The sequence below is a fragment of the Pseudescherichia sp. genome, from assembly GCF_032052675.1.
GTDB lineage: Bacteria > Pseudomonadota > Gammaproteobacteria > Enterobacterales > Enterobacteriaceae > Pseudescherichia.
In genome coordinates, this window is record NZ_DAMBWA010000001.1 from 381,933 (window position 1) to 407,912 (window position 25,980).

The 25,980-nt window shown below is 55.4% G+C and carries 21 protein-coding genes and 1 tRNA gene; 15 read left to right on the forward strand and 7 right to left on the reverse strand.

Going from position 1 to position 25,980, the window contains the following annotated elements; genetic code table 11:
• The first annotated feature begins 5 nt into the window (after window positions 1–5).
• From RTX96_RS01815 to yejF, 6 genes are all read left to right on the forward strand, one after another.
• A complete protein-coding gene (locus tag RTX96_RS01815) occupies window positions 6–719 on the forward strand; it encodes a phosphatase PAP2 family protein (protein ID WP_312669951.1) in 714 nt (237 codons plus the stop codon).
• Between the two features lie 416 nt (window positions 720–1,135).
• Window positions 1,136–1,702 (forward strand): bifunctional murein DD-endopeptidase/murein LD-carboxypeptidase, encoded by a 567-nt coding sequence (mepS, locus tag RTX96_RS01820; RefSeq protein ID WP_103819053.1) that lies wholly within the window; start codon window positions 1,136–1,138, stop codon window positions 1,700–1,702.
• 210 nt (window positions 1,703–1,912) lie between these two features.
• The gene (locus tag RTX96_RS01825; RefSeq protein ID WP_103819052.1) at window positions 1,913–3,721 is read left to right on the forward strand and encodes an extracellular solute-binding protein; all 1,809 of its coding nucleotides are present in this window, start codon (window positions 1,913–1,915) and stop codon (window positions 3,719–3,721) included.
• A 15-nt stretch (window positions 3,722–3,736) separates the two neighbouring features.
• Window positions 3,737–4,831 carry a microcin C ABC transporter permease YejB gene (locus tag RTX96_RS01830; protein WP_312268243.1) on the forward strand — a complete coding sequence of 365 codons (1,095 nt, stop codon included), beginning with the start codon at window positions 3,737–3,739 and terminating at the stop codon, window positions 4,829–4,831.
• Complete coding sequence (locus RTX96_RS01835; protein WP_312669952.1) at window positions 4,831–5,856, forward strand: ABC transporter permease; 1,026 nt, start codon at window positions 4,831–4,833, stop codon at window positions 5,854–5,856. Before RTX96_RS01830 ends, RTX96_RS01835 begins: the two co-directional genes overlap by 1 nt.
• Window position 5,857: 1 nt before the next feature.
• On the forward strand, window positions 5,858–7,444 hold the full coding sequence (gene yejF, locus RTX96_RS01840; protein ID WP_312669953.1) for a microcin C ABC transporter ATP-binding protein YejF: 1,587 nt from the start codon (window positions 5,858–5,860) through the stop codon (window positions 7,442–7,444).
• A gap of 3 nt (window positions 7,445–7,447) precedes the next feature.
• Here yejF and RTX96_RS01845 read toward each other — a convergent pair whose 3' ends face one another.
• The 3 genes from RTX96_RS01845 to rsuA form a co-directional block, all read right to left on the reverse strand.
• Complete coding sequence (locus RTX96_RS01845; RefSeq protein WP_103819048.1) at window positions 7,448–7,792, reverse strand: YejG family protein; 345 nt, start codon at window positions 7,790–7,792, stop codon at window positions 7,448–7,450.
• Between the two features lie 330 nt (window positions 7,793–8,122).
• The gene (locus tag RTX96_RS01850) at window positions 8,123–9,313 is read right to left on the reverse strand and encodes a Bcr/CflA family multidrug efflux MFS transporter (RefSeq protein WP_103819047.1); all 1,191 of its coding nucleotides are present in this window, start codon (window positions 9,311–9,313) and stop codon (window positions 8,123–8,125) included.
• Window positions 9,314–9,329: 16 nt separating this feature from the next.
• A complete protein-coding gene (gene rsuA / locus RTX96_RS01855; RefSeq protein ID WP_103819046.1) occupies window positions 9,330–10,037 on the reverse strand; it encodes a 16S rRNA pseudouridine(516) synthase RsuA in 708 nt (235 codons plus the stop codon).
• 152 nt (window positions 10,038–10,189) lie between these two features.
• Between rsuA and RTX96_RS01860 the strand changes: the two genes are divergently transcribed.
• Together RTX96_RS01860 and rplY are read left to right on the forward strand one after the other, a co-directional pair.
• Window positions 10,190–11,950 (forward strand): DEAD/DEAH box helicase, encoded by a 1,761-nt coding sequence (locus RTX96_RS01860; protein WP_312669954.1) that lies wholly within the window; start codon window positions 10,190–10,192, stop codon window positions 11,948–11,950.
• A gap of 122 nt (window positions 11,951–12,072) precedes the next feature.
• Window positions 12,073–12,357 carry a 50S ribosomal protein L25 gene (rplY, locus tag RTX96_RS01865; protein WP_042389657.1) on the forward strand — a complete coding sequence of 95 codons (285 nt, stop codon included), beginning with the start codon at window positions 12,073–12,075 and terminating at the stop codon, window positions 12,355–12,357.
• Window positions 12,358–12,500: 143 nt separating this feature from the next.
• Here the strand turns inward: rplY and yejK are convergent, their stop codons facing one another.
• Window positions 12,501–13,505, reverse strand: coding sequence for a nucleoid-associated protein YejK (gene yejK / locus RTX96_RS01870; RefSeq protein WP_103819044.1), 1,005 nt, complete (start codon window positions 13,503–13,505; stop codon window positions 12,501–12,503).
• A 134-nt stretch (window positions 13,506–13,639) separates the two neighbouring features.
• Between yejK and RTX96_RS01875 the strand changes: the two genes are divergently transcribed.
• From RTX96_RS01875 to RTX96_RS01900, 6 genes are all read left to right on the forward strand, one after another.
• Window positions 13,640–13,867, forward strand: a complete 228-nt coding sequence (locus tag RTX96_RS01875) for a YejL family protein (protein WP_312669955.1) — start codon at window positions 13,640–13,642, stop codon at window positions 13,865–13,867.
• 18 nt (window positions 13,868–13,885) lie between these two features.
• Entirely contained in the window at window positions 13,886–15,643 is a 1,758-nt protein-coding gene (yejM, locus tag RTX96_RS01880; protein WP_312669956.1) for an LPS biosynthesis-modulating metalloenzyme YejM, read from the forward strand.
• 75 nt (window positions 15,644–15,718) lie between these two features.
• Window positions 15,719–15,795 (forward strand) — tRNA-Pro (locus tag RTX96_RS01885).
• A 187-nt stretch (window positions 15,796–15,982) separates the two neighbouring features.
• Window positions 15,983–17,044 carry a hypothetical protein gene (locus tag RTX96_RS01890; RefSeq protein ID WP_312669957.1) on the forward strand — a complete coding sequence of 354 codons (1,062 nt, stop codon included), beginning with the start codon at window positions 15,983–15,985 and terminating at the stop codon, window positions 17,042–17,044.
• Between the two features lie 30 nt (window positions 17,045–17,074).
• The gene (locus RTX96_RS01895; RefSeq protein ID WP_312669958.1) at window positions 17,075–18,163 is read left to right on the forward strand and encodes a hypothetical protein; all 1,089 of its coding nucleotides are present in this window, start codon (window positions 17,075–17,077) and stop codon (window positions 18,161–18,163) included.
• Between the two features lie 453 nt (window positions 18,164–18,616).
• Window positions 18,617–19,678 carry a hypothetical protein gene (locus RTX96_RS01900; RefSeq protein ID WP_312669959.1) on the forward strand — a complete coding sequence of 354 codons (1,062 nt, stop codon included), beginning with the start codon at window positions 18,617–18,619 and terminating at the stop codon, window positions 19,676–19,678.
• 62 nt (window positions 19,679–19,740) lie between these two features.
• Here RTX96_RS01900 and mqo read toward each other — a convergent pair whose 3' ends face one another.
• Complete coding sequence (mqo, locus tag RTX96_RS01905; protein WP_312669960.1) at window positions 19,741–21,399, reverse strand: malate dehydrogenase (quinone); 1,659 nt, start codon at window positions 21,397–21,399, stop codon at window positions 19,741–19,743.
• 257 nt (window positions 21,400–21,656) lie between these two features.
• Between mqo and RTX96_RS01910 the strand changes: the two genes are divergently transcribed.
• On the forward strand, window positions 21,657–22,904 hold the full coding sequence (locus tag RTX96_RS01910) for a SulP family inorganic anion transporter (protein ID WP_312669961.1): 1,248 nt from the start codon (window positions 21,657–21,659) through the stop codon (window positions 22,902–22,904).
• Here the strand turns inward: RTX96_RS01910 and mgtE are convergent.
• Together mgtE and RTX96_RS01920 are read right to left on the reverse strand one after the other, a co-directional pair.
• Complete coding sequence (gene mgtE, locus RTX96_RS01915; RefSeq protein WP_312268253.1) at window positions 22,867–24,303, reverse strand: magnesium transporter; 1,437 nt, start codon at window positions 24,301–24,303, stop codon at window positions 22,867–22,869. The genes RTX96_RS01910 and mgtE overlap by 38 nt on opposite strands.
• A gap of 28 nt (window positions 24,304–24,331) precedes the next feature.
• Window positions 24,332–25,975, reverse strand: coding sequence for a multidrug ABC transporter permease/ATP-binding protein (locus RTX96_RS01920; protein ID WP_312454180.1), 1,644 nt, complete (start codon window positions 25,973–25,975; stop codon window positions 24,332–24,334).
• Window positions 25,976–25,980: the final 5 nt, after the last annotated feature.

Sequence of the window (25,980 nt, forward strand, 5' to 3'; positions counted from 1 at the left end):
GAACTATGAAAAATCGATTGCCGCTTATATTACTGCTGAACGTTGTCGGGCTGGGCCTGTTTTTATCCTGGTACCTGCCCGATAATCACGGTGCGTGGTTTACGCTGGACTCTGCGATTTTTCATTTTTTCAATCATCTGCTGGTGGAGAGCCGTGCCTTCCTGTGGCTGGTGGCGATCACCAACAATCGGGCGTTTGACGCCTGCTCGCTGCTGGCAATGGGCTGCGTCATGCTTGCGTTCTGGCTAAAGGCCGACAGCGTCGGCCGACGCCGCATTATGGCTATCGGTTTAGTGATGCTGCTGACGGCGCTGGTGGTAAATCAGCTTGCACAGCTGCTCTACCCGGTTAAACGCGCCAGCCCTACCCTCTATTTCAGCGATATCTGGCGCGTGAGCGAACTGCTGGATATTTCTACTAAGGATGCGTCAAAAGATAGCTTCCCTGGCGATCACGGCATGATGCTGCTTATTTTTTCCACATTTATGCTGCGCTATTTTGGCAGAAAAGCCTTTACTGCTGCCCTTATTATTTTTGTGGTCTTTGCGTTCCCGCGGGTAACGATTGGCGCGCATTGGTTTAGCGATATCGCCGTCGGCTCGCTCTCTGCGGTGCTTATTGGCCTGCCGTGGATCCTCCTGACATCGATAAGTGACAAAGTAGTTTCACTCTTTGATCGTTACCTTCCTAATAAAAATATACAATTTAATAACATTTAAACGAGTTATATTAACAACGCACATCAGGGATTCATTAGGATCCCTGACACAAATTTTTACCTGTCGGCGCAGTTTGTCATCATTTTGTCATTTTAATTTACTTACAAATTAGCGAGTTGAATGACACCTAAGCCAAATCGAACGCTTTTTACCCAAATCATTTTTTTCACTTTGTCTATCATAATTTCTTATAAAAAATCCTATAAAACTACTCGCAATGGGGGATACGATCGGGTAATCTCGATGACGTTTCGCCTCACAGAGATAAATATTCCCGCTGTGAATTAATTTGTGCGTTTCACCACAGATTTGACCAAGAGGAATTGTCTCTCAGTGCGCAAGTAATTAGGCTCGTCACGTTTGGCATTTTTATAACGATTATTTATCGTTAAGGACTTCAAGGGAAAATAAGCAACATGGTCAAATCTCAACCGTTCCTGAGATATCTCTGGCGGGCTATCCCCGCGATTGCAGTAGCGGCACTGCTTTCAGCTTGTTCGACAAATACCGCAAAGAATATGCACCCTGAGACGCATGTTGTGGGCATGGAAGATGCCTCTTCACTGCAAGCTTCTCAGGATGAATTTGAAAGTATGGTACGTAATCTCGACGTTAAATCGCGAATTATGGATCAATACGCCAGCTGGAAAGGCGTGCGTTACCGTCTTGGCGGCGATACCAAGCGTGGCATCGACTGCTCTGGTTTCGTACAGCGCACCTTCCGGGAACAGTTTGGCTTAGAGCTGCCGCGTTCGACCTACGAACAGCAGGAGATGGGCAAATCGGTATCACGCAGCAGTCTGCGTACCGGCGACCTGGTTCTCTTCCGCGCGGGCTCAACCGGACGCCACGTTGGCATCTATATCGGTAACAACCAGTTTGTTCATGCATCCACCAGCAGCGGTGTGATGATCTCCAATATGGACGAGCCCTACTGGAAGAAGCGCTACAATGAAGCGCGCCGCGTATTAGTTCGTAGCTAATGGTACGTAGCTAATTACCCGAGACCGGTTTTCCCTTGGCCGGTATCGAGAAAACAGAATAAATAAAAGCGTTGCTACGGCAGCGCTTTTTTTTGTTCGTTTGCTCGGCAAATTCTACACAGGGTAATAACGTGCGAATCATATTCACAATATCCGCAAGGTCACTTATCATTCACTGAACCCCAGCGCCCGGTAAAAGGACACTGCCTGATGACGTTTGCGCGCCTCTCTGCTCTGCTGTTTGCTCTGATCTGCTTTACCTGCCAGGCGCAGACTATTAAAGAGAACTATGCCTTTGCCGTCATTGGCGAACCCAAATACGCCATCAACTTTACCCACTTCGACTATGTGAACCCGGCGGCCCCCAAGGGCGGCAACGTCACGCTGTCGGTCATTGGCACGTTCGATAACTTTAACCGCTTTGCCCTGCGCGGCAATGCCGGCGTGCGCACGGAGTCGCTCTATGACTCGCTGTTCACCACCTCTGACGATGAACCGGGTAGCTACTATCCGCTGATCGCCGAGGTGGCGCGCTATGCCGATGACTATTCGTGGATGGAGATCTCGCTTAACCCGCGCGCCACCTTTCACGATGGCTCGCCGATTACCGCCCGCGACGTCGCCTTTACCTTCCATAAGTTTATGACTGAAGGGGTGCCGCAGTTTCGCCTGATCTATAAGGGCACGACGATGGAGGCTATCGCGCCGCTCACGGTACGCATCAAGCTGGCGAAGCCAGGCAAAGAGGATATGCTCAGCCTGCTGACGCTACCGGTCATGCCGGAGAAGTTCTGGAAAAACCACAAGCTCAGCGATCCCCTCGCCACCCCGCCGCTGGGTAGCGGGCCGTACCGCATTAGCAAATGGCGAATGGGGCAGTACATCGTCTACAGCCGGGTGAAGGACTACTGGGGAGCCAATTTACCGGTTAACCGCGGCCGCTGGAATTTCGATTCAATCCGCTACGACTACTACCTTGATGATAACGTTGCCTTTGAAGCGTTTAAAGCGGGCGCATTTGACATGCGTACCGAAGGCGATGCTAAAAACTGGGCCACCCGCTACAGCGGCAAAAACTTCAGTAATCATCAGATCGTTAAAAAGGAGCTGAAAAACGAATCGGCTCAGGATACACGCTGGCTGGCGTTTAATAACCAGCGTCCGCTGTTTAGCGACCGTCGCGTACGTGAGGCGCTTACCCTTGCCTTTGACTTTGAGTGGATGAACAAGGCGCTGTTCTATAATGCCTACAGCCGCACCAACAGCTATTTCCAGAATACCGAGTACGCCGCCCGCGGTTATCCCGATGCGGCAGAGCTGACCCTGCTCGCCCCCATGAAGGCCGACCTGCCGGCAGAGGTGTTTAACGCGATCTATCAGCCGCCGGTGTCGAAAGGCAACGGCTTCGATCGCGCTAACCTGCTGAAGGCCAGCAAGCTGCTGGATGACGCAGGTTGGGTGCTGAAAAACCAGAAGCGGGTAAACGCGAAAACCGGCAAACCTTTTAGCTTTGAGCTGCTGCTGCCTGCCGGGGCCAACAATCTCTGGGTGATGCCCTTTCAGCACAATTTACAGCGCCTTGGGATCGTCATGAACGTGCGGCAGGTGGATAACTCCCAGCTCACCAATCGCCTGCGCAGCCGTGATTTTGATATGATGCCGCGCACCGTACGCGCTACGCCGTGGCCCGGTACTGACCTGCAGATCTCATGGGGGTCGCAATACCTTGATTCGACGTATAACACCCCAGGCGTCAGCAGCCCGGTGATTGACGCCCTGCTGGCGCAGATCGTCGCCAACCAGGGAAATAAAGAGAAGCTTGTCCCGCTGGGGCGCGCCCTGGATCGGGTCCTGACCTGGAACTACTACATGCTGCCGATGTGGTATATGGCCGCCGATCGCCTCGCGTACTGGGATAAGTTCTCCATGCCCGAGGTGCGCCCGATCTACTCCCTTGGGTTTGATACCTGGTGGTACGACGTAAATAAAGCAGCCAAACTGCCTGCCGACAGGCGCTAAGGAGTACACGAGACGATGGGTGCTTATCTGATCCGCCGCCTGCTGCTGGTGATCCCCACCCTGTGGGCGATCATCACTATTAACTTTTTTATCGTGCAGATTGCCCCCGGCGGGCCGGTGGACCAGGCGATTGCCGCCATTGAGTTCGGGAATCAGGGCGGAATGCCGGGCGGCGGCGGCGAAGGTATGGGCGCTACCCACGCGCATACCGGCGTCGGCAACGTCGGTGAGGGTCAGTACCGCGGCGCACGCGGGCTGGATCCCGAGGTGATCGCCGAGATCACCAAGCGCTACGGCTTCGATAAACCACTATACGAACGCTACTTCACCATGCTGTGGAACTACGTGCGCTTCGACTTTGGCGACAGCCTGTTCCGCAGCGCCTCGGTGCTGCAGCTGATCAAAGACAGCATGCCGGTCTCGGTTACCCTTGGGCTATGGGGAACGCTGATTATCTACCTGGTCTCGATCCCATTGGGGATCCGCAAGGCGGTCTCTAACGGCAGCCGCTTCGATATCTGGAGCAGCGCGTTTATTATCATCGGCTACGCCATTCCCGCTTTCCTGTTCGCTATCCTGCTGATTGTGCTGTTTGCGGGCGGCAGCTACTACGATCTCTTCCCGCTGCGCGGGCTGGTGTCGGCCAACTTTGACGCTCTGCCGTGGTATCAAAAAATTACCGACTACCTGTGGCATATCACCCTGCCGGTGCTGGCGACGGTGATCGGCGGCTTTGCGGCGCTGACCATGCTGACAAAAAATTCGTTTCTCGATGAGATCCGCAAGCAGTATGTGGTTACCGCCCGGGCAAAAGGGGTAAGCGAGCGGGCCATCTTGCATCACCACGTTTTCCGTAACGCCATGCTGCTGGTGATCGCCGGTTTTCCGGCCACCTTTATCAGCATGTTTTTTACCGGCTCGCTGTTGATCGAAGTGATGTTCTCCCTCAACGGCCTTGGCCTGCTGGGCTATGAGGCGACCGTGTCGCGAGACTATCCGGTGATGTTTGGTACGCTCTATATTTTCACGCTGATCGGCCTGCTGCTGAATATCCTGAGCGATATCAGCTACACGCTGGTCGATCCGCGTATTGATTTTGAGGGCCGCTGATGCGCCGATTAAGCCACGTCAACCAGGCCCGCTGGGCGCGCTTCCGTCATAACCGCCGCGGCTACTGGTCGCTATGGATCTTCGCGGTGATTTTCGTCCTCAGCCTTGCCTCGGAGCTGATCGCGAATGATAAGCCGCTGCTGGTGCACTATCACGACCGCTGGTATGCGCCAGTACTTAAAGATTACAGCGAGACCGACTTTGGCGGCGCGTTTGCCACCCCAGCAGATTATCAGGATCCATGGCTGCAACAGCAGCTTGCAACCCACGGCTGGGTGCTATGGGCACCGGTCCGCTTTGGTGCCACCAGCATCAATTTTGCCACCGACACCCCCTTCCCTTCGCCACCCTCGGCGCAGAACTGGTTTGGAACCGATGCCAACGGCAGCGACGTGCTGGCGCGCATCCTCTACGGCACACGGATCTCCGTGCTGTTTGGCCTGATGCTAACCTTCTGCTCCAGCGTCATTGGCGTGCTGGCCGGGGCGTTACAGGGCTACTACGGGGGTAAAATCGACCTCTGGGGCCAGCGTTTTATTGAGGTATGGTCGGGGATGCCGACGCTTTTTTTGATCATCCTGCTCTCCAGCGTGATCCAACCGAACTTCTGGTGGCTGCTGGCGATCACGGTGATCTTCGGCTGGATGAGCCTGGTAGGCGTAGTGCGGGCTGAGTTCCTGCGCACCCGTAACTTTGACTATATCCGCGCGGCGCAGGCGCTGGGAGTAAGCGATCGCGGGATTATCTTCCGCCATATGCTGCCCAATGCAATGGTGGCCACCCTCACCTTCCTGCCCTTTATTCTCTGCGGCTCCATCACGACCCTGACCTCGCTCGACTTTCTCGGCTTTGGCCTGCCGCTGGGTTCGCCCTCGCTGGGAGAGCTACTGCTGCAGGGTAAAAACAACTTGCAGGCGCCGTGGCTGGGTATCGCCGCCTTTCTATCGGTGGCGGTGCTGCTCTCACTGCTGATCTTTATTGGCGAAGCCGTGCGCGACGCGTTTGATCCCAACAAGGCGCTCTGATATGACTCCCCTGCTCACCATTGATTCACTCTCGGTCGCCTTCCGTCATCAAAACCAGCTGCATACGGTAGTCAGCGATCTCTCTCTCCAGGTTGAGGCCGGTGAGACCCTGGCCCTGGTAGGGGAATCCGGATCCGGCAAGAGCGTGAGCGCCCTGTCGATCCTGCGCCTGCTTCCCTCTCCACCGGTGGTCTACCCCAGCGGCGATATCCGCTTTCATGGCGAATCGCTGCTCCACGCCAGCGAGCAGACGCTGCGCGGCGTGCGCGGCAATAAGATCGCCATGATCTTCCAGGAGCCAATGGTATCGCTTAACCCGCTGCACACCCTGGAGAAGCAGCTCTATGAGGTGCTCTCCCTGCATCGCGGCATGCGGCGGGAAGCCGCGCGCGCGGAGATCCTAACCTGTCTCGATCGGGTGGGGATCCGTAACGCCCGCACGCGGCTGGGGGATTTTCCGCATCAGCTCTCCGGCGGCGAGCGCCAGCGGGTGATGATTGCGATGGCGCTGCTGACCCGCCCGGAGCTGCTTATCGCCGACGAACCTACCACCGCGCTGGATGTGGCGGTGCAGGCACAGATTTTACAGCTGCTGCGCGAGCTGCGTGACGAGCTGAATATGGGCCTGCTGTTTATTACCCATAACCTCAATATTGTGCGCAGGCTGGCGGACAGCGTGGCGGTGATGCATAACGGCCGCTGCGTGGAGCAGAACCGGGCGGCGGCGCTGTTTAGCGCCCCGCAGCACCCCTATACCCAGCGCCTGCTGGCGAGCGATCCGGCGGGCGATCCGGTTCCGCTGCCCGCCAATGCCCCGTCGCTGCTGGAGGTCGACAGCCTCGGGGTTGCTTTCCCGCTGCGTAAAGGCATATTCAAGCGCGTCGTCGGCCATAAGCCGGTGGTCAAGGATGTGAGTTTTAGCCTGCGGGCAGGTGAAACCTTAGGCCTGGTGGGTGAGTCCGGCTCGGGCAAGAGCACCACCGGCCTGGCGCTGCTGCGCCTGATCGCCTCGCAGGGAACAATCAACTTTGACGGTCAGCCGCTGCATCAGTGGGCGCGTAAGCAGATGCTGCCGGTGCGTCACCGGATGCAGGTCGTTTTTCAGGATCCCAACTCCTCTCTTAACCCACGCCTCGACGTGCTTCAAATTATTGAGGAGGGTCTGCGCGTGCATCAGCCCGGGCTGAGCCCGCAGGCGCGTGAAGAGCAGGTTATCGCGGTGATGCAGGAGGTAGGCCTCGATCCTGACACTCGTCACCGTTACCCGGCAGAGTTCTCCGGCGGCCAGCGCCAGCGGATCGCCATCGCCCGGGCGCTCATTTTACAGCCGGAGCTGATCGTGCTGGATGAGCCAACCTCCTCGCTGGATCGCACCGTGCAGGCACAGATCCTCGCCCTGCTGAAATCATTGCAGGAGAAACACCGGCTGGCCTATCTGTTTATCAGTCACGATCTGCAGGTGGTGCGGTCGCTGTGTCACCAGGTGATTATCCTGCGACAGGGCGAAGTGGTTGAACAGGGCGAGTGCCAGCGCGTGTTTGCCGATCCGCAGAACGACTATACGCGCCAGCTGCTAGCGCTCAGCTAGTTGTTAGAAAGGCGTAGTGCTGGCAAACGGCTCGGCAATCGCCACGCCAAAATTTTTCAGGCGGCAGGTGGCGGCAAACTCATCCTGGCGATTCACAAACAGGCACGGCTCGCCTTCACACTCCAGCACGGAGCAGTCAACTTCGATATCGTTCAGCGCCTGGCTAAGTTTGTACATCACCGGCCAGGCCTTATCGCCGTCCGGGCTCAGCAGCTTTAACGCTACCAGGCAGTTATCACCGCTCTGGCCGTTCGATGGGATCGGTTCGACTTGCGAGCCGGCAGCGCCTGCCAGCCAGCGGTAACTTTGGGGTAACCGATGCACAATAGAGAGATTTAAGCTATTCATGTTCTTCCCCGAAGCAATCAATTCACAATTCATTTACATCTATATTAACACATCATTGACATTTCTGCCTGTCACGACGTGGTAACCGCTTACATCCTTGAATTTACAAGGTTAGCAGCCTCATTATTAGGGTGAGAGGATGATGTCCTGCCTCACCTTTTGGGGGTATATGTACCCGTTTCTGCGATCTAACTCAACCTTTTTAACTACAATAGTGTGACATTTACACAAATGGATTTTACATAAAAGAAACAAATGATAGCAATCTAACAATAGATTGTGATGATGTGTGTCAATGAAGGGGGCAGTTTTGCCCCCTAAAGAGAGGCGCTAGCCGCGTTTAGGACGGCTGGCGTAGAGATAGAAGAGGATTGAGCTGGTTGCACAGAAGGCGATAGACCAGATCATCGGCCAGGCGCTGTTAAAGGTGGCCAGCGAGAGCAGCGCGCCGACAATGGCACCGATACCAAAGCGGAACGTCCCCGCCAGCGACGAAGCGGTACCCGCCATATGGGGAAACTCATCCAGGATGACTGCCATAGCATTCGAGGCCACCAGCGAAACACAGCCGACAAAGGCGGCCACGCCCATCACCAGCGCCCAGAAGCCCACGTCAAACGCGGCGCTCAGCACCAGCCACAGCGCCATCACGAACTGGATCCACAGCCCGGTGCGGAACATCCTCAGCGCCCCCACCCGCCGCACAAATCGGCCATTGATGATGGTCATGATAAACAGGAAGACGATGTTCAGCGCGAAGTAGTAACCGAAGTTCTGCGGCAGAACGTGGTTAAGCTCAATGTAGACAAAAGGCCCGGCGCTCAGGAACGAGAACATGCCCGCGAAGCTGAAACCGCTTGCAAGCATATAGCTCAGCACCCGCTTGTGGCGAAACAGCGTCGCAAAGTTACCGAGGGTGGTACGAATGTGAAACGGCTGACGTCGCTCGACCGGCAGCGTCTCGCTGATAAAGAACAAGATCATCAGCGAGGCCAGCAGCGCGGCAATGGCCAGGATCCAGAAGATGGCGTGCCAGCTTAGCCAAACCAGTACCGCGCCACCGATCATCGGGGCCAGCAGCGGCGCAACGGTGGTCACCAGCATGACAAACGACATCATCCGCGAGAACTCCTCTTTCGGATAGATATCGCGCATCAGGGCGTTGATCACTACGCTTGCCGCCGCCGCCGCCAGGCCGTGGAAAAAGCGCAGGGTGATAAGCTGATCGATACTCTGGGCCAGCGCGCAGGCGCCTGCCGCCGCGGCGAAGATCAGCGTGCCGCCGAGGATCACCGGCTTGCGGCCTATGCTGTCCGCCATCGGCCCGTAGAGCAGCTGCCCGAGCGCAAAGCCAAGAATATAGGTGCTCAGGGTCATCTGGGCGCTGCCGGCCGGAACGCCAAACTGCTGAGCGATAACCGGCAGCGCAGGCAGGTACATATCGATCGAGAGCGGCATTAGCATGGCCAGCAGGCCAAGAATAAAAACAATGCGCAGGGAAGAGTGCTGCCTGGTGGTCACTACGGGCTCCTGGAATTTAGCGGGACGGTAAGCTAACGCTGGCGATCTCTTCTTCGGTCAACGGACGATATTCGCCCGGGGCCAGGTCAGCGTCGAGAACAATATCCCCGATGCGCTCGCGGTGCAGCCCAACAACGTGGTTGCCTACCGCAGCAAACATGCGCTTGACCTGATGGTAGCGCCCCTCGCTGATGGTCAGACGCACCTCGGTGGGGGTGATCACCTCCAGCACGGCGGGCCTGGTCAGATCCGGTTCGTTATGCAGCTGTACGCCCCTGGCGAACTGCGCGGCGGTATCGTCACTTACCGGGGACTCCAGCGTCACCAGGTAGGTTTTCTCGCAGTGGTGGCGCGGAGAGGTGATGCGGTGCGACCACTGGCCGTCGTCGGTCATCAGTACCAGTCCGGTGGTGTCGATATCCAGCCGTCCTGCGGCGTGCAGCTTATGCGCCACCGGCTCGTCAAGAAAATAGAGCACCGTCGGATGATCGGGATCGTCAGTAGAGCAGACATAGCCCTGCGGCTTATGCAGCATGAAGTAGCGCGGGCCGGTCTGCTGCACGAGCGTATTACCGTCATACTCTACCTCGTGTTCGGGCAGAAGTTTGAACGCGGCGTTTCTAACAATGTCGCCATCCACGGTAACGCGGCTGCCGCGGATTTCACGCCCGGCAATAGCCCGGCTGACGCCGAGTTGCTGAGCGATAAACTTATCAAGTCGCATGAAGTCTTATTTGCCTGTAAAGAGTGCCGGAGTCGGACAAAAGTCCGAAAAAAAGAAGCAATTGTGAATCTCTCAGTATAACGGCCTGCCAGCAGCGCTCAAGAGAAAAAATCGTGGCATACTATGACCAGACTCATGAACGCTGAGAGACAATGACCTTTACGCTACGCCCCTATCAACGAGATGCGGTAAACGCCACCCTCACCCACTTTCGCCATCGCCATGAGCCCGCGGTTATCGTCCTGCCTACCGGTGCAGGTAAGAGCCTGGTGATCGCCGAGCTTGCCCGCGTGGCCCGTGGCCGCGTGCTGGTGCTCGCCCACGTCAAAGAGCTGGTGGCGCAGAACCATGCCAAATATCTGGCGCTGGGGCTGGAGGCGGATATCTACGCCGCCGGACTGAAGCGCAAAGAGAGCCACGGCAAGGTGGTGTTTGGCAGCGTGCAGTCGGTCGCCCGCAACCTTGACCACTTCCAGGGCGAGTTCTCCCTGCTGATCGTCGACGAGTGCCACCGCATCAGCGATGACGACGAGAGCCAGTATCAGCAGATCCTGACCCATCTCTCAAAGGTTAATCCACGACTGCGCCTGCTGGGCTTGACCGCCACCCCGTTTCGCCTCGGCAAAGGGTGGATCTACCAGTTTCACTATCATGGCATGGTGCGCGGCAACGACAAGGCGCTGTTTCGCGACTGCATCTATGAGCTGCCACTGCGCTATATGATCAAGCACGGCTACCTGACGCCCCCCGAGCGGCTGGATATGCCCATCGTGCAGTATGACTTCAGCCGGCTGCAGGCCCAGAGCAGCGGCCTGTTCAGCGAGGCGGACCTCAACCGCGAGCTGAAAAAGCAGCAGCGTATTACCCCGCACATCGTCAGCCAGATCGTCGAGTTTGCCGCCGAGCGTCAGGGGGTGATGATCTTTGCCGCCACCGTAGAGCATGCCCGGGAGGTCACCGGCCTGCTGCCCGCCGGCGAGGCGGCGCTGATCACCGGAGAGACGCCGGGGCCCGAGCGCGATGCGCTGATTGAGGACTTCAAATGTAAGCGCTTTCGCTATCTGGTGAACGTCTCGGTGCTGACCACCGGCTTTGATGCGCCGCACGTCGATCTGATCGCCATTCTGCGTCCGACCGAGTCTGTGAGCCTTTATCAGCAGATCGTCGGTCGCGGCCTGCGTCTGGCCCCGGGTAAAACCGACTGTCTGATCCTCGACTACGCCGGTAACCCACACGATCTCTATGCCCCGGAGGTCGGGGAACCCAAGGGGAAAAGCGATAACGTACCGGTGCAGGTCTTCTGCCCCGACTGCGGTTTTGCTAACACCTTCTGGGGCAAGATGGCATCCGACGGTACCTTAATTGAACACTTTGGCCGCCGCTGCCAGGGCTTTTTTGAGGATGACGAGGGCCACCGGGAGCAGTGCAGCTACCGCTTCCGCTTTAAAAACTGTCCCCAATGTAATGCCGAAAACGACATTGCTGCCCGCCGCTGCCGGGAGTGCGACACGGTACTGGTGGATCCGGACGATATGCTGAAGGCCGCCCTGAAGCTGAAGGATGCCCTGGTGCTGCGCTGCAGCGGCATGGATCTGCAGCACGGCGCGGACGATAAAGGCGAGTGGCTGAAGATCACCTACTACGACGAGGACGGAGCAGACGTTAGCGAGCGCTTCCGCCTGCACACCCCTGCCCAGCGCACCGCCTTTGAACAGCTCTTTATCCGCCCGCACACCCGTACCCCCGGCGTGCCGCTGCGCTGGATCGTGGCCGCCGATATCAAAGCCCAGCAGGCGCTGCTGCGCCACCCTGATTTTGTCGTAGCGCGCCTGAAGGGCCAGTACTGGCAGGTGCGAGAGAAGGTGTTCGATTATGAAGGTCGCTTCCGCCGGGCAAACGAATTGCGTGGTTAGCATACTTTTCGTTGAAGAAAAAGCGATTCAGGGCTACTATATCGCCCGCTTTACATCCGTAAAGCCAGAAATCTGCCTGCTGCTGGGTCGCCTGTAGCAGGAATTATTGAAGAGAAATTGATATGTTCACTATCGAAGCACAAGCACGTAAAGAGCAGGGTAAGGGTGCGAGCCGCCGCCTGCGTACCGCTAACAAGTTCCCGGCGATCGTTTACGGTGGCACTGAAGCCCCGATCGCTATCGAACTGGACCACGACAAAGTCATGAACATGCAGGCTAAAGAAGGTTTTTACGGCGAAGTTCTGACCCTGGTTGTTGACGGTACCGAAGTTAAAGTTAAAGTTCAGGCTGTACAGCGTCACCCGTACAAACCTAAACTGTCTCACATCGACTTCGTTCGCGCTTAATCGCTAACGTGTTGAAAAAAACCCCGCTTCGGCGGGGTTTTTTGTTGTTAAGTCCGGGTGCGGTCCCGTAGGCCTGATAAGCGCAACGCCACCAGGCGTTACCCATGACGCCGGGCGGCGGCTCCGCCTTGCCCGGCCTACAGCTACTTCCCGGAGGTTCTGCGCTGCAGCTGATCGCGCAGGTTCGGGGGCGTGCCCTTAATGGTCAGGGTGTCGGTGGCCGGATCCCAGAAGATGCGCTCGCCGAGCAGCATCGCATCAAAGTTGATGGTTAAGCCGCCGCCGCTGCCAGCGTACTTGGTCAGCTGACGCAGGGTGCTGCGATCCGCCGGGAAGCTCTCCTCCAGCTCGTAGCCTTTATCGGCGGTAAACTCCTGGAAGCTCACCTCGCTGACGCCCCCCAGCTCTTTCGACAGCGATGCCAGCTCGATCTCCTCTCCGGCCTGCAGCTGTTCGTTGCAGTAGCTGTAGACCTGCTGACGCACGCTCTGGCGCTCGGCTTTATCAAGCTGTGCCTCGGCGGTGAAGTCGTCTACCGCCTGCAGCAGGCCGCGGTTCTGCGCTTTGGCGTTCAGCCCTTCGCTGGCCCCGAGGAAGTCCATAAAGAAGTCGGCAACCTTGCGCCCTACCCTTCCCTTCAGGAAGGTCAGGTAGCGGGTTGACTCCGGATTGGTCTCCCACTCGGTGAGATCGATCCGCGCCACGATATCCGCATGGTTGATGTCCAGGTAGTGGGTGGAGCTGATATCGAGCTGCTCGTTAACGCGCATGCTGCTGAGATTGTTCAGCACCGCCACCAGCAGATACTCCACCGCGAGGTAGCGGTAGTGGCAGAACAGCACGATGCCGCCGTCGGCAAAGGGATATTTCGCCAGCTCGTCGCGCAGGCGTCCGGTCGCCGCCCGGCTGAAGGCGAGAAAATCCTCGTTGCCCTGGCGCTGCAGACGCAGCGTCTCGGCCAGCTCGCTCTCTTCGCTAAACAGACCGTAGGCTTTATTTTTTGCACTGTAGACCCGATGCAGCTCGGCCATCATCTCAACAACGGTAGCCGTCGGCTCCAGTAATGAATCGCGCAGCACCAGCTCAAGGGTTTGCTCATCACGCTTGATAAGCTGGTGCAGGGCAATCTGGTTGATATCCAGACTCATGATAAACTCTCCTTTTAGACCGGCGGTATTCAACCACCGCAACGCTAACAGCGCAACCAGAGATAAAAAAGCAGAAAAAAAGCTGTTGCTACGGTAATATGTTGCCCTTTCATAAAGAGACTGATTCTGATTTTATGACACAGATTTCCCGTTATAGTGATGAACACGTTGAACAACTGCTAAGCGAACTGGCGAACGTGTTGGAAAAACACAAGGTTCCGACCGATCTCTCCCTGATGGTGCTGGGAAATATGGTCACGAACCTGATCAACACCAGCGTTGCCCCGGCGCAGCGGCAGGCTATTGCGAAATCCTTCGCCCAGGCGCTGCAGTCCTCCGTGACTGACGATAAAGCGCACTAAAGGACTACGACGGCATTTATGGTGACTCATCGTCAACGCTACCGAGAAAAAGTCTCCCAGATGGTTAGCTGGGGGCACTGGTTTGCCCTGTTCAATATTCTGTTGGCAATGGTTCTTGGCAGTCGTTACCTGTTCGTCGCCGACTGGCCGACCACGCTTGGCGGCAGGATCTACTCCTGGCTAAGCGTCATCGGCCACTTCAGCTTTCTGGTGTTTGCTACCTATCTGCTGATCCTCTTTCCACTCACCTTTGTGGTGATGTCGCAGCGGCTGATGCGGGCGTTCTCCGCCGTGTTGGCTACCATCGGCATGACGCTGCTGCTGATCGATAGCGAAGTCTTTACCCGTTTCCACCTGCACCTGAACCCCATCGTCTGGGAGCTGGTAATCAACCCGGACCAGAATGAGATGGCCCGCGACTGGCAGCTGATGTTTATCAGCGTGCCGGTGATCCTGCTGGTGGAGCTGCTATTTGCTAACTGGAGCTGGCAGAAGCTGCGTAGCCTGACGCGCCGTCGTCGCTACGCTAAGCCGGTAGCCGCCCTCTTCTTTACCGCCTTTATCGCTTCGCATCTGACCTACATCTGGGCCGATGCGAACTTCTATCGGCCCATCACTATGCAGCGCGCCAACCTGCCGCTCTCCTACCCAATGACCGCGCGCCGGTTCCTGGAGAAGCACGGCCTGCTGGATGCGCAGGAGTATCAGCGCCGGCTGGTTGAGCAGGGCAATCCGGAGGCGGTTTCGGTGCAGTATCCGCTGAGCGATCTGCGCTATCGCGATATGGGCCCGGGCCAGAACGTGCTGCTGATCACCGTCGATGCGTTGAACTACGCGCGCTACGAAAAAGAGATGCCGTCGCTGGCAGGCTTTGCCGCAGAGAATATCACCTTTACCCAGCATATGAGCGCCGGTAACGATACCGATAATGGCCTCTTTGGCCTGTTCTACGGTATCTCGCCCTCCTATATGGATGGGGTGCTGTCGGCGCGTATCCCGGCGGCGCTGGTGACCGCGCTCAACCAGCAGGGCTATCAGCTGGGCCTCTTCTCGTCCGATGGGTTTAGCAGTTCACTCTATCGTCAGGCGCTGCTCTCAGACTTCTCACTGCCTGCGGCGAAGGCGCAGTCCGATAAGCAGACCGCCGATCAGTGGATCAACTGGCTGGATCGCTATGCTCAGGAGGATAACCGCTGGTTCTCGTGGGTAGCACTGAACGGTACGACGCTGGACGCCGATCGGCAGGATTTTGAACGCCGCTACGCGCGGGCCGCGGGTAACGTCGACGCGCAGATCGAGCGTGTGCTGACCGCCCTGCGCGACGCGGGCAAGTTGGATAAAACGGTGGTCATCATTACGGCAGGCCACGGTATTTCCGCTGAGAGTAGTGACATGGACGAGGGCTGGTCACGCGGCGACCTGCACGTGCCGCTGGTTATCCACTGGCCAGGCACCCCTGCCCAGCGCATCAGCAAGCTGACCGACCATAAAGATGTCATGACTACCCTGATGCAACGCCTGCTGCACGTCAGAACGCCGGCGAACGAATACTCTCAGGGCCAGGATCTGTTTAATGCCGCGCGTCGTCACAACTGGGTCACTGCGGCCAACAGCGATACGCTGGCGGTCACTACGCCGGAGATGACCCTGGTGCTCAAGCACAACGGTACCTATCAGACTTACAACCTGAAGGGCGAGAAGATCGGCGACCAGAAGCCACAGCTCAGCCTGCTGTTGCAGGTGCTAACGGATGAAAAACGCTTTATCGCTAACTGATTGATTAATTATAAATCAGTCAGCCTGCTGCCACTTGCAATCGGTGGCGAAAAGGGTACTATTAGCGCCACAGTTCGGCACGTAGCGCAGCCTGGTAGCGCACCGTCATGGGGTGTCGGGGGTCGGAGGTTCAAATCCTCTCGTGCCGACCAAAAACTCCAAAAAAAACCAACCGTTTAGGTTGGTTTTTTTATGCGTAAATTTCAACCCTGTCTCCTTCTGCCTCACATCGCCGACTATTAATAGTGCATTTTCCCTTCGTTAAAAATCCCTCATGCTGTAGTTGAGAAATCGCTTTAACCCTTTCTATCAAGCGCTATCAATATGAGGTAATAAATTATGTCATGGGATAATGTTTCCGATATAAAAAATATTAAGATCTGGACAGATTACTCTGACTCCACCCAAGGGCATCTGTTTGTTAATGATAACCATCGGCTGAAACTGAACGTAGGGATCTCGTTTACTCTAAAAAGTGGAACGACTGAAGGTCCAACCGAGGATGAAGTAAGCAATGCGTTGTCGCTAATAAATAACCAGGATAGCGGCCCGCTTAAGTACCTTAAGCTAGCAGATGAGAATATATACACTACTGTCTATGATCCTTATCATACACAGAGTGATAATAAAAATAATTCGAATACTATAGATGATGGCATCTACGATTTTGTATTAACCTATTATGTAAATAGTCCTTTAAGTATCAATGCTGAAGCTCATTCAGAAGTCGTGGCGCTGCAGCTGAAGTACACGGTAACTGACTCAGCAGGTAAAACAACTGAAGTTATAAAACAAACCTCGGTTAATGGCAACTATCCTACTAAAGTCAAACTTAATGTAGTTTGTTACCCCTCAAAACTGTATGGCATAGAGAATGAAAACCGTACCTGCTTAACATCGGTAAAAACCATCGTTAGTAATGCAACTTATCATAACGGACATTATGATAACTCAGGTGATACATCTTATTGTGTAGCCATATCTATAGATGACCCCTATTTTAAAATTTTTCATCTGGACGGTGCACAGGAGCCTGACACTCTTAGCACCCTTCAACCACTCTATATCTCCTTTTATGAAGACAAACCGATGTGGGATCATATAAATAATGCCTTTTTTCCAAATATACAATGTGGTGAAAAAAGCTATACCGTTACTGCAGAAGTGCGCTCTAACCTAAGCTACGATTCATACTATCAGCTTTTCGACGCCGATATCCCCATAAGTCAGAAAGAAGGCCAGATTATATTTGCCGCTGTGCAAACTGATGTCAAAAGCACAGGTTACAATTGGGCCACTAACAACTATCAATATTTAAGCGCTTACGATCAGTTTGGCAACAGTATGTATATAGTTATTGCTTTCAGTAATGATAGTAATTATATCAAAAGCGTAAGCTAATCCTGCATCTATAAGATAGAGGTAATAATTATGTCATGGGATAATGTTAAAGGGGTCAGCGCTGCGCAGATCTGGACCGATAATCCGAATATGACTCAGGCTTATCTGTTTGCCAACGGTAATCATCAGGTAAAAATGACCATTGGCTTAACATTGACTTTGAGTAATTCATCGCAACCGGGGCCAACAGACGAGGAAGTGAAAGCAGCCCTCTCCTTAATTGATTATGAAACCGGTGCGGATATTTCATATCTCAAAATAGGTGATAAAGGCCAGTATGGTTATGTTTATCAGCCAAATATGCCTATGGAGATAAAGGATCTGCCAGTCAGCAGCGCAAGTAATCCAGGTGCTTATCAATATGAACTGGATTACTATCTTTCTAGCGATGAAACTGTCAACGCCAGTTACGCCTCAGAAACGGTTGCGTTGCTGCTATCATATATAGATGTTAATGGTAAAAAAATTGACTACCAGACCGGAAGCGGCAGCAGGTCGCAAAGCTCTGTGGCAGTGACGGTATATCCACCTAAAAAATATGGCATGCCAGATTCAGCTATGACAGCCGTTGTTTTTAATACTCTTAATGACAAACCAAATTATACAACCGATACCAGCTCATTTGTAGATACCTTTATTGTACATAGCGTACAAGTATATGGGCTTGCTATTGATGACTCTTATTTCAGATTTATTGGTTATCAATCCCCAAATACTCGCTTATCGCCTGCACAATTTCGCCAAATCATTGAGAGTGACTATTCTGCCGGGGATACTCCTGGTTATAAATTATCTCAAGGTTTTTTGCTTGAAGATAATGATGTAAAGAGCATGGGTAGATCGTATAGTGCTAATGTAGCCGTAATGGATAAAGATCCAGATACAGGAGAACCTAATGGAGAGATAGCTGAATTGGATGTCACTGTATATCAACAGTCTGGTCAAATCATTTTTATCAATTTTGACGTAGACGTAAGCTGGTATAACAATTATGGCGATACTCTTTTTAAAGAGAGTGCAAGTGCCAAGCTTACTGCTTTCGATCAATTTGGCAATCCAGCCTATATTGAAGTAGGTGCTGGCAATAGCTCTACTCTCTCGCTTTCAAGCGTAAGCTAAATGATATTATTGCAAATATAGCAAAGCAGCGCTGACCCTACAGCCGGCGCTGTTTTTTTACCTCAAGCTAAATCCGTCACCGCTTCAACTTCACCCTGCCGCTGCTTCTGCGGCTGGGCTTTTAGCGCTGGCACCACATTAACTATTGGCGGCTGCGCGTAGGTCAGGCCCAATACTTCGCTGCCCTGCTGCAGTACTCGTTGAGTAGCTTCGATGTTGCCGTTGAATTACATGCCAAAGCTCGGGTTCGTCTCCTTCAACTTCATCTGCAACTCTGAAGAAGTGAGCCACTTTAAAAACCAACCGCTTAGGTTGGTTTTTATATCAACATGCTGTCTCTTTCCCTTTCTGCTTAACAGCGCCGCCTGTTAATAGTGCATTTTCTAATCGCTGAACTTCCCTCATGCTGTAATTGAGAAATAACTGTAGCTGCTACTAACATGAGGTAAAACTATGTCATGGGATAATGTAAAAGGGGTCAGCGCTGCGCGAATCTGGACCGATAATCCAGATACCACTCAGGCCTACCTGTTTGCCAATGGTAACCATCAGGTCAAATTAACCGTTGGTCTAAGCCTGGTGCTGGCTAACACAACCCAACCCGGCCCGACTGAAGACGAAGTTAAGGCTGCCCTCTCCTTAATAGATTTTAATACCGGTGCGGGTATTTCGCATCTCAAAACCGGGGATAAGGGCGAGTATGGGTACGTTTATCTACCGAATATGCCTGAGCAGATTAAAGCCTTACCGGTCAGTGACGCCAGTAATCCCGGCGCCTATCAGTATGAACTGGATTACTATCTTTCCAGTGATAGCACTGTTAACGCCAACTATGCTTCAGAAACGGTTGCTCTGCTGTTGTCTTATACAGATGTTAATGGCAATAAAATTCATTATCAGACCGGAAGCGGCAGCAACTCGCAAAGCTACGTTGCGGTAACGGTGTATCCGCCTAAAAAATATGGGGTCGCCGGTTCATCATCTACACCGGTGATTATAGAAATAAAAGATGATCAACCGCAGTGTAGTTACAGCTACTCAACTCCTCTTCAAAATTTAGCAGTCCACACATGCAATTTGAGAATTGACGATGGCTATTTCAGGATAATTAAATTCCAGGCAGATAGTGGCACTGAATCAAATAATCCATTTTATCGACATGGGACAAACGTTGCACCAGGAGGTATAGCTTATGATGAAACCTGGGAAACAAACGAAGGTTTTCTTCCTGTCGAAAACAAGCTAAATCAGGGACGCGTCTCTTATAAATCGACTTTATCAATAATCTATGATGATGAGAACAGATACTTTTTTAATATCACTGTCCCGGTAGAGCAAGAAGCGAATGAAATTATCTTTATTCACTTCTATGCCATCATTAACCCTCCAGATGACACGGGCTTTGACAACAAAATTGATACTGCCTCGCTATCGGCTTTGGATCAGTTTGGCAATAAATTTTATATTGAAGTCGGAAAAACTAATGATGGTTTCCAAATCAATAGCATAACTTGAATCTGCTTTATTGACTTTTATAAACGCATTAGCCTACTGGCTAATGCGTTTTTTTATAAAATTTAAGCCGGATCCGTCACCGCTTCAGCTTCAACCTGCGGCTGCTTCTGCGGTTGTGCCTTTGGCACAGATACCACATCAACCACCGGTGGTTGCGCGTAGGTCAGGCCCAATACTTCGCTGGTCTGCTGCAATACGCGCTGGGTCGCTTCGACGTTGCCATTCAGCTGTGTGCCAAAGCTTGGGATAATCTCCTTCAGCTTGGCCTGCCACGCGGGTGAGGCGAACTGGGTTGTAAAGACCTTCTTCATCAGCTCCAGCATAATAGGCGCTGCGGTAGAGGCCCCCGGCGACGCACCAAGCAGCGCGGCAATGGTGCCCTGCTGGTCGCTGACTACCTCGGTACCAAGACGCAGTACCCCGCCCAGCAGCGGATCGCGCTTGATGATCTGCACCCGCTGCCCCGCCTGCCACAGACGCCACTCCTCTTTCTTCGCCTGCGGATAGTACTCCCGCAGGGCGGCAAAGCGCGCGTCGTCATTCTGCAGCACCTGCCCTACCAGATATTTCACCAGGCTGAAGTTGGTCAGCCCCACCTTCACCATTGGCATCAGGTTAGACGGCGTGGTTGAACGCGGCAGATCCCACAGCGAGCCGTTCTTGAGAAACTTAGTAGAGAAGGTCGCGAACGGTCCGAACAGCAGCACGCGCTTGCCGTTAAGGATGCGGGTATCGATATGCGGAACCGACATCGGCGGCGCGCCAACCGACGCCTGGCCATAGACCTTCGCCAGATGGCGATTCACCACGTCCGGGTTGTCCGATACCAGGAACTGGCCGCCCACCGGGAAGCCAGCGAAATCCCGCGCTTCGGGGATACCGGACTCCTGTAATAATTTTAGCGCCGCGCCGCCTGCACCGATAAAGACAAACTTCGCCACGATAGTGCGGGTGCTGCGGGGGTGATTAACGTCAGCGACGGTTACCGCCCAGCGGCCATCGGCGTTACGCTTGATGGCGCGCACTTCGGTGCTCAGGTTAAGAGAGAAGTTGTCACGTTTTTGCAGGGAGGCCACCAGCTGGCGGGCAATCTCGCCGAAGTTGACATCCGTCCCCAGCTCGGTGCGGGTGGCGGCAATTTTCTGCTTCGCGTCGCGCCCCTCCATCACCAGCGGTGCCCAGCGCTTGATCTGCGCATGGTCTTCACTGTAGTGAATGCCGCTAAAGAGGTTGCTCTGCTGGAGTGCGGCGTAGCGGGCGCGCAGGAATTTGACGTTCTCTTCGCCCCACACAAAGCTCATGTGCGGTACGGTGTTAATAAAGGAGCGGGGATTGTTCAGCACGCCCGCTTTCACCTGGTGAGCCCAGAACTGGCGTGAGAGATGAAATGCCTCGTTGATTTCGATGGCTTTATCGATGCTTACGCTACCATCGGCCTTCCGCGGCGTGTAGTTCAGTTCCATTAATGCAGCGTGCCCGGTGCCGGCGTTGTTCCAGCCCTCAGAGCTCTCCTTTGCGACTTCATCCAGGCGCTCAATCATGGTCATCGACCACGTTGGTTCCAGCGCCTGCAGATAGGTTCCCAGCGTAGCGCTCATAATGCCACCACCCAGGAGGAGTACATCAGTTTCTCGCTTCTTCGCCGCAGTTGCCTTCCCTGTCCTTGAGGCAGCGCGACTACCCGTAGCCACAGAAGAGAGCACGGCACGCATTTTTTTCATAATGATAATGCCCTACAATTAGTACTGCTTTATTGGAATTTATTGGAGTGAAATTACTCGGACAACTAACCTACCACCATCGTCCGGGAATTTAAATATTGTTGAGATAGTACACAGCAAGTTGATAGATGTTAACAAAAAGTTAGATTTTTATAACGGCTATGACAAAAAAACTGGTATCTCCTGCGCTGCGCCGCTACTATTCTTCGCTTTGCTACACTGCACACTTTCCGTCCGTTTAGACTCTGTGAAATTCTATGCCTGACGCCCAAAAAGCTTTAACTCCTGTACAAGCGGGAAGCGTTGCCACGGTGCTGCGCTCCCCGTCTCTGCTGATGCGTGAAACCCTGGCGGGGGTAATGACCGCCCTGGCGCTGATCCCGGAAGTGATCTCCTTCTCGGTGATCGCTGGCGTCGATCCAACCGTAAGCCTCATCGCCTCCGTGGTGCTCTGTCTGGGGATGTCTTTCCTTGGCGGACGCCCGGCGATGGTTACGGCGGCGGCTGGCTCCGTGGCGCTGGTGATCGGCCCGATGGTGCATCAGCACGGCGTGGAGTACATCCTGCCTGCCGTCCTGCTCGCCGGGGTGATTCAGATCGTCTTTGGCCTGACGGGGATGGCGCGCCTGATGCGCTTTATTCCGCACACGGTGATGACCGGCTTTGTTAACGCCCTGGGGATCCTGATCTTTTTTGCGCAGGTGCCGCACTTCTGGACCCGCGATCCGCTGATCCTTGGGCTGTTTGTCCTGACGCTGCTGATTGTGCTCTGGCTGCCGAAGGTGCTGAAGAGCATCCCCTCCCCGCTGGTAGCGATTGTGGTGCTGACCCTGTTTACCGTCTTCTCCGGGCAGATCCTGCCGGTGGTGGGCGATGAAGGCCCGATGCAGGGCGGCCTGCCCGGCCTGACCCCGTGGCTGGTACCGTTCAACCTGACCACGCTGAGCATCATCTGGCCCTGCGCGCTGAGCATCGCCTTTGTCGGCCTGATGGAGTCGCTGCTGACGGCGAAACTGGTGGACGATCTGACCGAAACGCCGTCGAACAAGGGCCGCGAGAGCGCAGGTCTGGGGATCGCCAACATTCTGGCGGGTCTCTACGGTGGGATTGCGGGCTGCGCAATGATCGGCCAGACCATCGTTAACGTTGAGATGGGTAAAGGGCGCAGCCGCGTCTCAACCATCGCGGCGGGCCTGGTCCTGCTGCTGCTGGTGACCGCGCTGAGCAACGTGATGGCGAAGATCCCGATGGCGGTGCTGGCTGGGATCATGGTGATTGTGGCGGTAAAGACCTTCAACTGGCACAGCATCCAGCCTGCGCAGCTAAAACGCGCCCCGATAGCCGAGACGCTGGTGATGCTGGTGACGGTGATTGCCACCGTCACCACCGGGAACCTGGCGATTGGTGTCGTCGCTGGCGTGGCGCTGATGTTCGTGCTGCCCCCGGTCTTTGGCCGCAAAAAGCGCGCTACAGCAGAAACAGCGTCGCCAGACCCAGAAAAATAAAGAAGCCGCCCGTGTCCGTCAGGGCGGTGATCATTACGCTGGAGCCGACCGCCGGGTCGCGCCCCAGCCGTACCATAATCATCGGGATCAGCACGCCCATCGTGGCGGCCAGCAGCAGGTTTAGCACCATCGCCAGGGTCATCACCCCGCCGAGGGCCATATCGTCATACAGCCACCAGGTCACGCCACCCATAATCCCGCCCCACACCAGGCCGTTGATGAGCGCCACCCCCAGCTCGCGGAAAATAAGAAAACGGTAGTTACCCGGCTGGATGTTTTGCAGCGCCAGCGCGCGCACAATCATGGTGATGGTCTGGTTGCCGGTATTGCCGCCAATCCCGGCGACGATAGGCATCAGCGAGGCCAGGGCCACCAGCTGAGAGATGGTATGCTCGAAGCCGTCGATCACCCGCGAGGCGATAAAGGCGGTGCAGAGATTGATCGCCAGCCACGCCCAGCGGTTTTTAACCGCTTTGCCCACCGGCGCAAAGACATCCTCCTCCGGACTAAGACCGCCCATCAGACGCATGTCGTTATCGCTCTCCTCATAGACCACGTTAACGATCTCATCGATGGTCACCCGCCCCAGCAGCTTGCCGTCGGGGTTGACCACCGGCGCACTCACCAGGTTGTCACGCTCAAAGGTGCGGGCGGTCTTCTCCGCATCGTCATGAGGCGAGAAGGTCACGGGATCGGCCTCCATCACCTCGCTAACTAGCGTCTGGGTATCATTGAGCAGGATCGTTTGCAGCGGCAGCTCGCCCAGCAGCAGCGCATCGCGATCGGTGACAAACAGCTTATCGGTGTTCTGCGGCATGCTGCCGAGACGATGCAGATAGCGCTGCACCGTCTCAAGGGTAACCTCCGGACGGACGGTGATCACCTCAAACTCCATCAGCGCACCCACGCTGTTCTGCTCGTAGCTCATCACCTGATGCACGCGGGCGCGATCGTTCGGCGGCAGCGAGGCCACCAGTCGTCCGGTCAGGTTGCGCGGCAGGCGCTTAACCAGATAGATCTGCTCGTCGATATCCAGCCCGCGCAGCGCCTCCAGCAGCGCCTTGTCGCTCATCTCCTCAATCAGATCCTCGCGCACGCTGTCCGAGGCCTCTACCAGCACCTCGCCACGCTTGAGATCCTCGACCAGACGCCACAGCGCCCGGCGCTCTTCGGTGGGCAACGCCTCCAGGGTATCGGCCAGATCCGGGGCGGGAAGATGGGCGACCAGCACGCCGACTTCGGCAATATCGTCGTTTAGCGCACTGCCGTCGAACTGCTCGACCAGGGTCAGCTTGCCGAGGATCTGCGAGGTGATGGCGCTGTTGGTATTCAGCAGCCAGATGAGGCGCGCCCGCTCCTCGTCACGAAGGCGGGCGCTATTTTTAGGGGTGGCGGACATTAACGACTCCTTATCCTTATCCTTATACTTATGCGGTGCGTGAAACGGCGTCGCGCGAAGCGAGCGCCCGCTCTTCTCCTGTCAGCTCTGTGAGCACGCCGCTGCGCATCTCCAGCAGGCGATCGGCATGTATAAAGTAGTGGTCGTCGTGACTAATAGCAAAAATGGTTTTTCCTTCGGCCTGCATCAGCGGCAGGATCGTCTGGTAAAACTCGCGGCGGAAGTGCGGATCCTGATCGGCGGCCCACTCATCCAGCAGGATGATATCGCGCTCCTCTGCCAGCGCCAGCAGCAGGGCCACGCGCTTCTTCTGCCCTTTCGACAGCTTGAGGTTAAGGATCTTGCCGTTATCCAGCTCCAGCTTGTGGGCCATCTTCAGCTGCGCCAGCCATTTGTCAACGATAGCCGGATCCGCCTGCTTGCCTTCCGGGCCAATCAGCTGGTCAAACAGCCAGACGTCGGTAAACACCGCCGAGAAGAGCTTGCGATAGTCCTCTTCACGCCCGGCGGCCAGCGGCTGACCGTCGATCAGAATAGTACCCGATACCGGCTGATAGAGACCGGTCAGCAGCATCGCGAGGGTCGATTTGCCGCTGCCGTTGCCGCCGATCAGGAACACCAGCTCGCCGCGCTTCAGGGTCAGGTTAATCGGCCCGACGGAGAAAGCGCCCTCCTGGTAGGTAAAGGTCACATCGCGCAGCTCCAGGGTCTGCCAGCCGGTAAAGGCGGTCGGGCGCGGAAACTCAGGCTCATAGGGCGCGAGGGAGAACTGCTTCAGCTTGTTGAACGCCACCTGGGCGCTGAGCAGGGTCGGCAGCGCCCCCACCGCCGAGAGCAGCGGCGTACGCAGGAACAGCACCGTCAGGGAGAAGGTCGCTGCGACGTTGGTATCCGCCCAGCCAAGCCCGTTAGCCATCCAGAATACCAGGCCAATCGCCCCCAGCATCATGATGTTTGACCAGTTAACGGCGCTAAGGTGGAAGGTGTCGGCGCGGATAATATGGTGGCGATACTCCCGGGCATCCGGCAGGTAAGCGTTGTTGAAGATCGCCTCGGCACGCTCGCGGTTGAGGGTCAGCTCTTTACGCCCCTCCAGCACCGTCTGGTAGTCATGGTGCAGCTTGTCTTCGGTTTCACGCAGGGTCGCTAAATGCTTGTAGACCCGCGACACCAGCATAAAGCCACCCCAGATAGTGAGCGCCATCCACAGGGCGGTGACCAGCAGCATTTTGCCGGAGAGCCAGCCGAGGTAGGCCGCCGACCCGGCGGTAAGAATGATCCCCTGCACCAGCTCCGGCAGGCGCACAAAAGCGATGGTGATGTTACGCACGTCGCTGGTCAGCGCGGCCAGCAGCGCGGCGTTGCCTAACTGCTCCACGCGCTCCACCTGGGTATCGAGGATGCGCTTAATAAACTCACCCCGCAGGCGGTAGACAAAGTGGTGGCCGAGGCTGGTCAGCGCCAGCTGCGAGCCAAGGGTGACTGCCATCAGCAGCAGCAGCAGGCCGAGAAACTCCGGCAGCACCGTCAGGGAGATATCCACGTTCTCAATGAGCCGCGCGTTGATAAAGGCAATAAGGCCGATACCCAGCGCCGCGCTGAGCAGGGTCAACAGGATGACAGCAATAAAAGGCCAGCGGTACTGCCGCCAGACAAGAAGAAGAAGTTCCATGAGAG

What these genes read in the sequence shown, in the direction of transcription:
- yejF (WP_312669953.1), top strand. Translation starts at nt 5,858, where the DNA reads ATGACTCCCCTGCTCACCATTGATTCACTCTCGGTCGCCTTCCGTCAT.
- mgtE (WP_312268253.1), bottom strand. Translation starts at nt 24,303, where the DNA reads ATGTCCGCCACCCCTAAAAATAGCGCCCGCCTTCGTGACGAGGAGCGG.
- RTX96_RS01860 (WP_312669954.1), top strand. Translation starts at nt 10,190, where the DNA reads ATGACCTTTACGCTACGCCCCTATCAACGAGATGCGGTAAACGCCACC.
- RTX96_RS01910 (WP_312669961.1), top strand. Translation starts at nt 21,657, where the DNA reads ATGCCTGACGCCCAAAAAGCTTTAACTCCTGTACAAGCGGGAAGCGTT.
- RTX96_RS01830 (WP_312268243.1), top strand. Translation starts at nt 3,737, where the DNA reads ATGGGTGCTTATCTGATCCGCCGCCTGCTGCTGGTGATCCCCACCCTG.
- yejM (WP_312669956.1), top strand. Translation starts at nt 13,886, where the DNA reads ATGGTGACTCATCGTCAACGCTACCGAGAAAAAGTCTCCCAGATGGTT.
- RTX96_RS01845 (WP_103819048.1), bottom strand. Translation starts at nt 7,792, where the DNA reads ATGAATAGCTTAAATCTCTCTATTGTGCATCGGTTACCCCAAAGTTAC.
- RTX96_RS01825 (WP_103819052.1), top strand. Translation starts at nt 1,913, where the DNA reads ATGACGTTTGCGCGCCTCTCTGCTCTGCTGTTTGCTCTGATCTGCTTT.
- RTX96_RS01920 (WP_312454180.1), bottom strand. Translation starts at nt 25,975, where the DNA reads ATGGAACTTCTTCTTCTTGTCTGGCGGCAGTACCGCTGGCCTTTTATT.
- mqo (WP_312669960.1), bottom strand. Translation starts at nt 21,399, where the DNA reads ATGAAAAAAATGCGTGCCGTGCTCTCTTCTGTGGCTACGGGTAGTCGC.
- RTX96_RS01895 (WP_312669958.1), top strand. Translation starts at nt 17,075, where the DNA reads ATGTCATGGGATAATGTTAAAGGGGTCAGCGCTGCGCAGATCTGGACC.
- rsuA (WP_103819046.1), bottom strand. Translation starts at nt 10,037, where the DNA reads ATGCGACTTGATAAGTTTATCGCTCAGCAACTCGGCGTCAGCCGGGCT.
- rplY (WP_042389657.1), top strand. Translation starts at nt 12,073, where the DNA reads ATGTTCACTATCGAAGCACAAGCACGTAAAGAGCAGGGTAAGGGTGCG.
- RTX96_RS01890 (WP_312669957.1), top strand. Translation starts at nt 15,983, where the DNA reads ATGTCATGGGATAATGTTTCCGATATAAAAAATATTAAGATCTGGACA.
- RTX96_RS01875 (WP_312669955.1), top strand. Translation starts at nt 13,640, where the DNA reads ATGACACAGATTTCCCGTTATAGTGATGAACACGTTGAACAACTGCTA.
- RTX96_RS01815 (WP_312669951.1), top strand. Translation starts at nt 6, where the DNA reads ATGAAAAATCGATTGCCGCTTATATTACTGCTGAACGTTGTCGGGCTG.
- mepS (WP_103819053.1), top strand. Translation starts at nt 1,136, where the DNA reads ATGGTCAAATCTCAACCGTTCCTGAGATATCTCTGGCGGGCTATCCCC.
- yejK (WP_103819044.1), bottom strand. Translation starts at nt 13,505, where the DNA reads ATGAGTCTGGATATCAACCAGATTGCCCTGCACCAGCTTATCAAGCGT.
- RTX96_RS01900 (WP_312669959.1), top strand. Translation starts at nt 18,617, where the DNA reads ATGTCATGGGATAATGTAAAAGGGGTCAGCGCTGCGCGAATCTGGACC.
- RTX96_RS01835 (WP_312669952.1), top strand. Translation starts at nt 4,831, where the DNA reads ATGCGCCGATTAAGCCACGTCAACCAGGCCCGCTGGGCGCGCTTCCGT.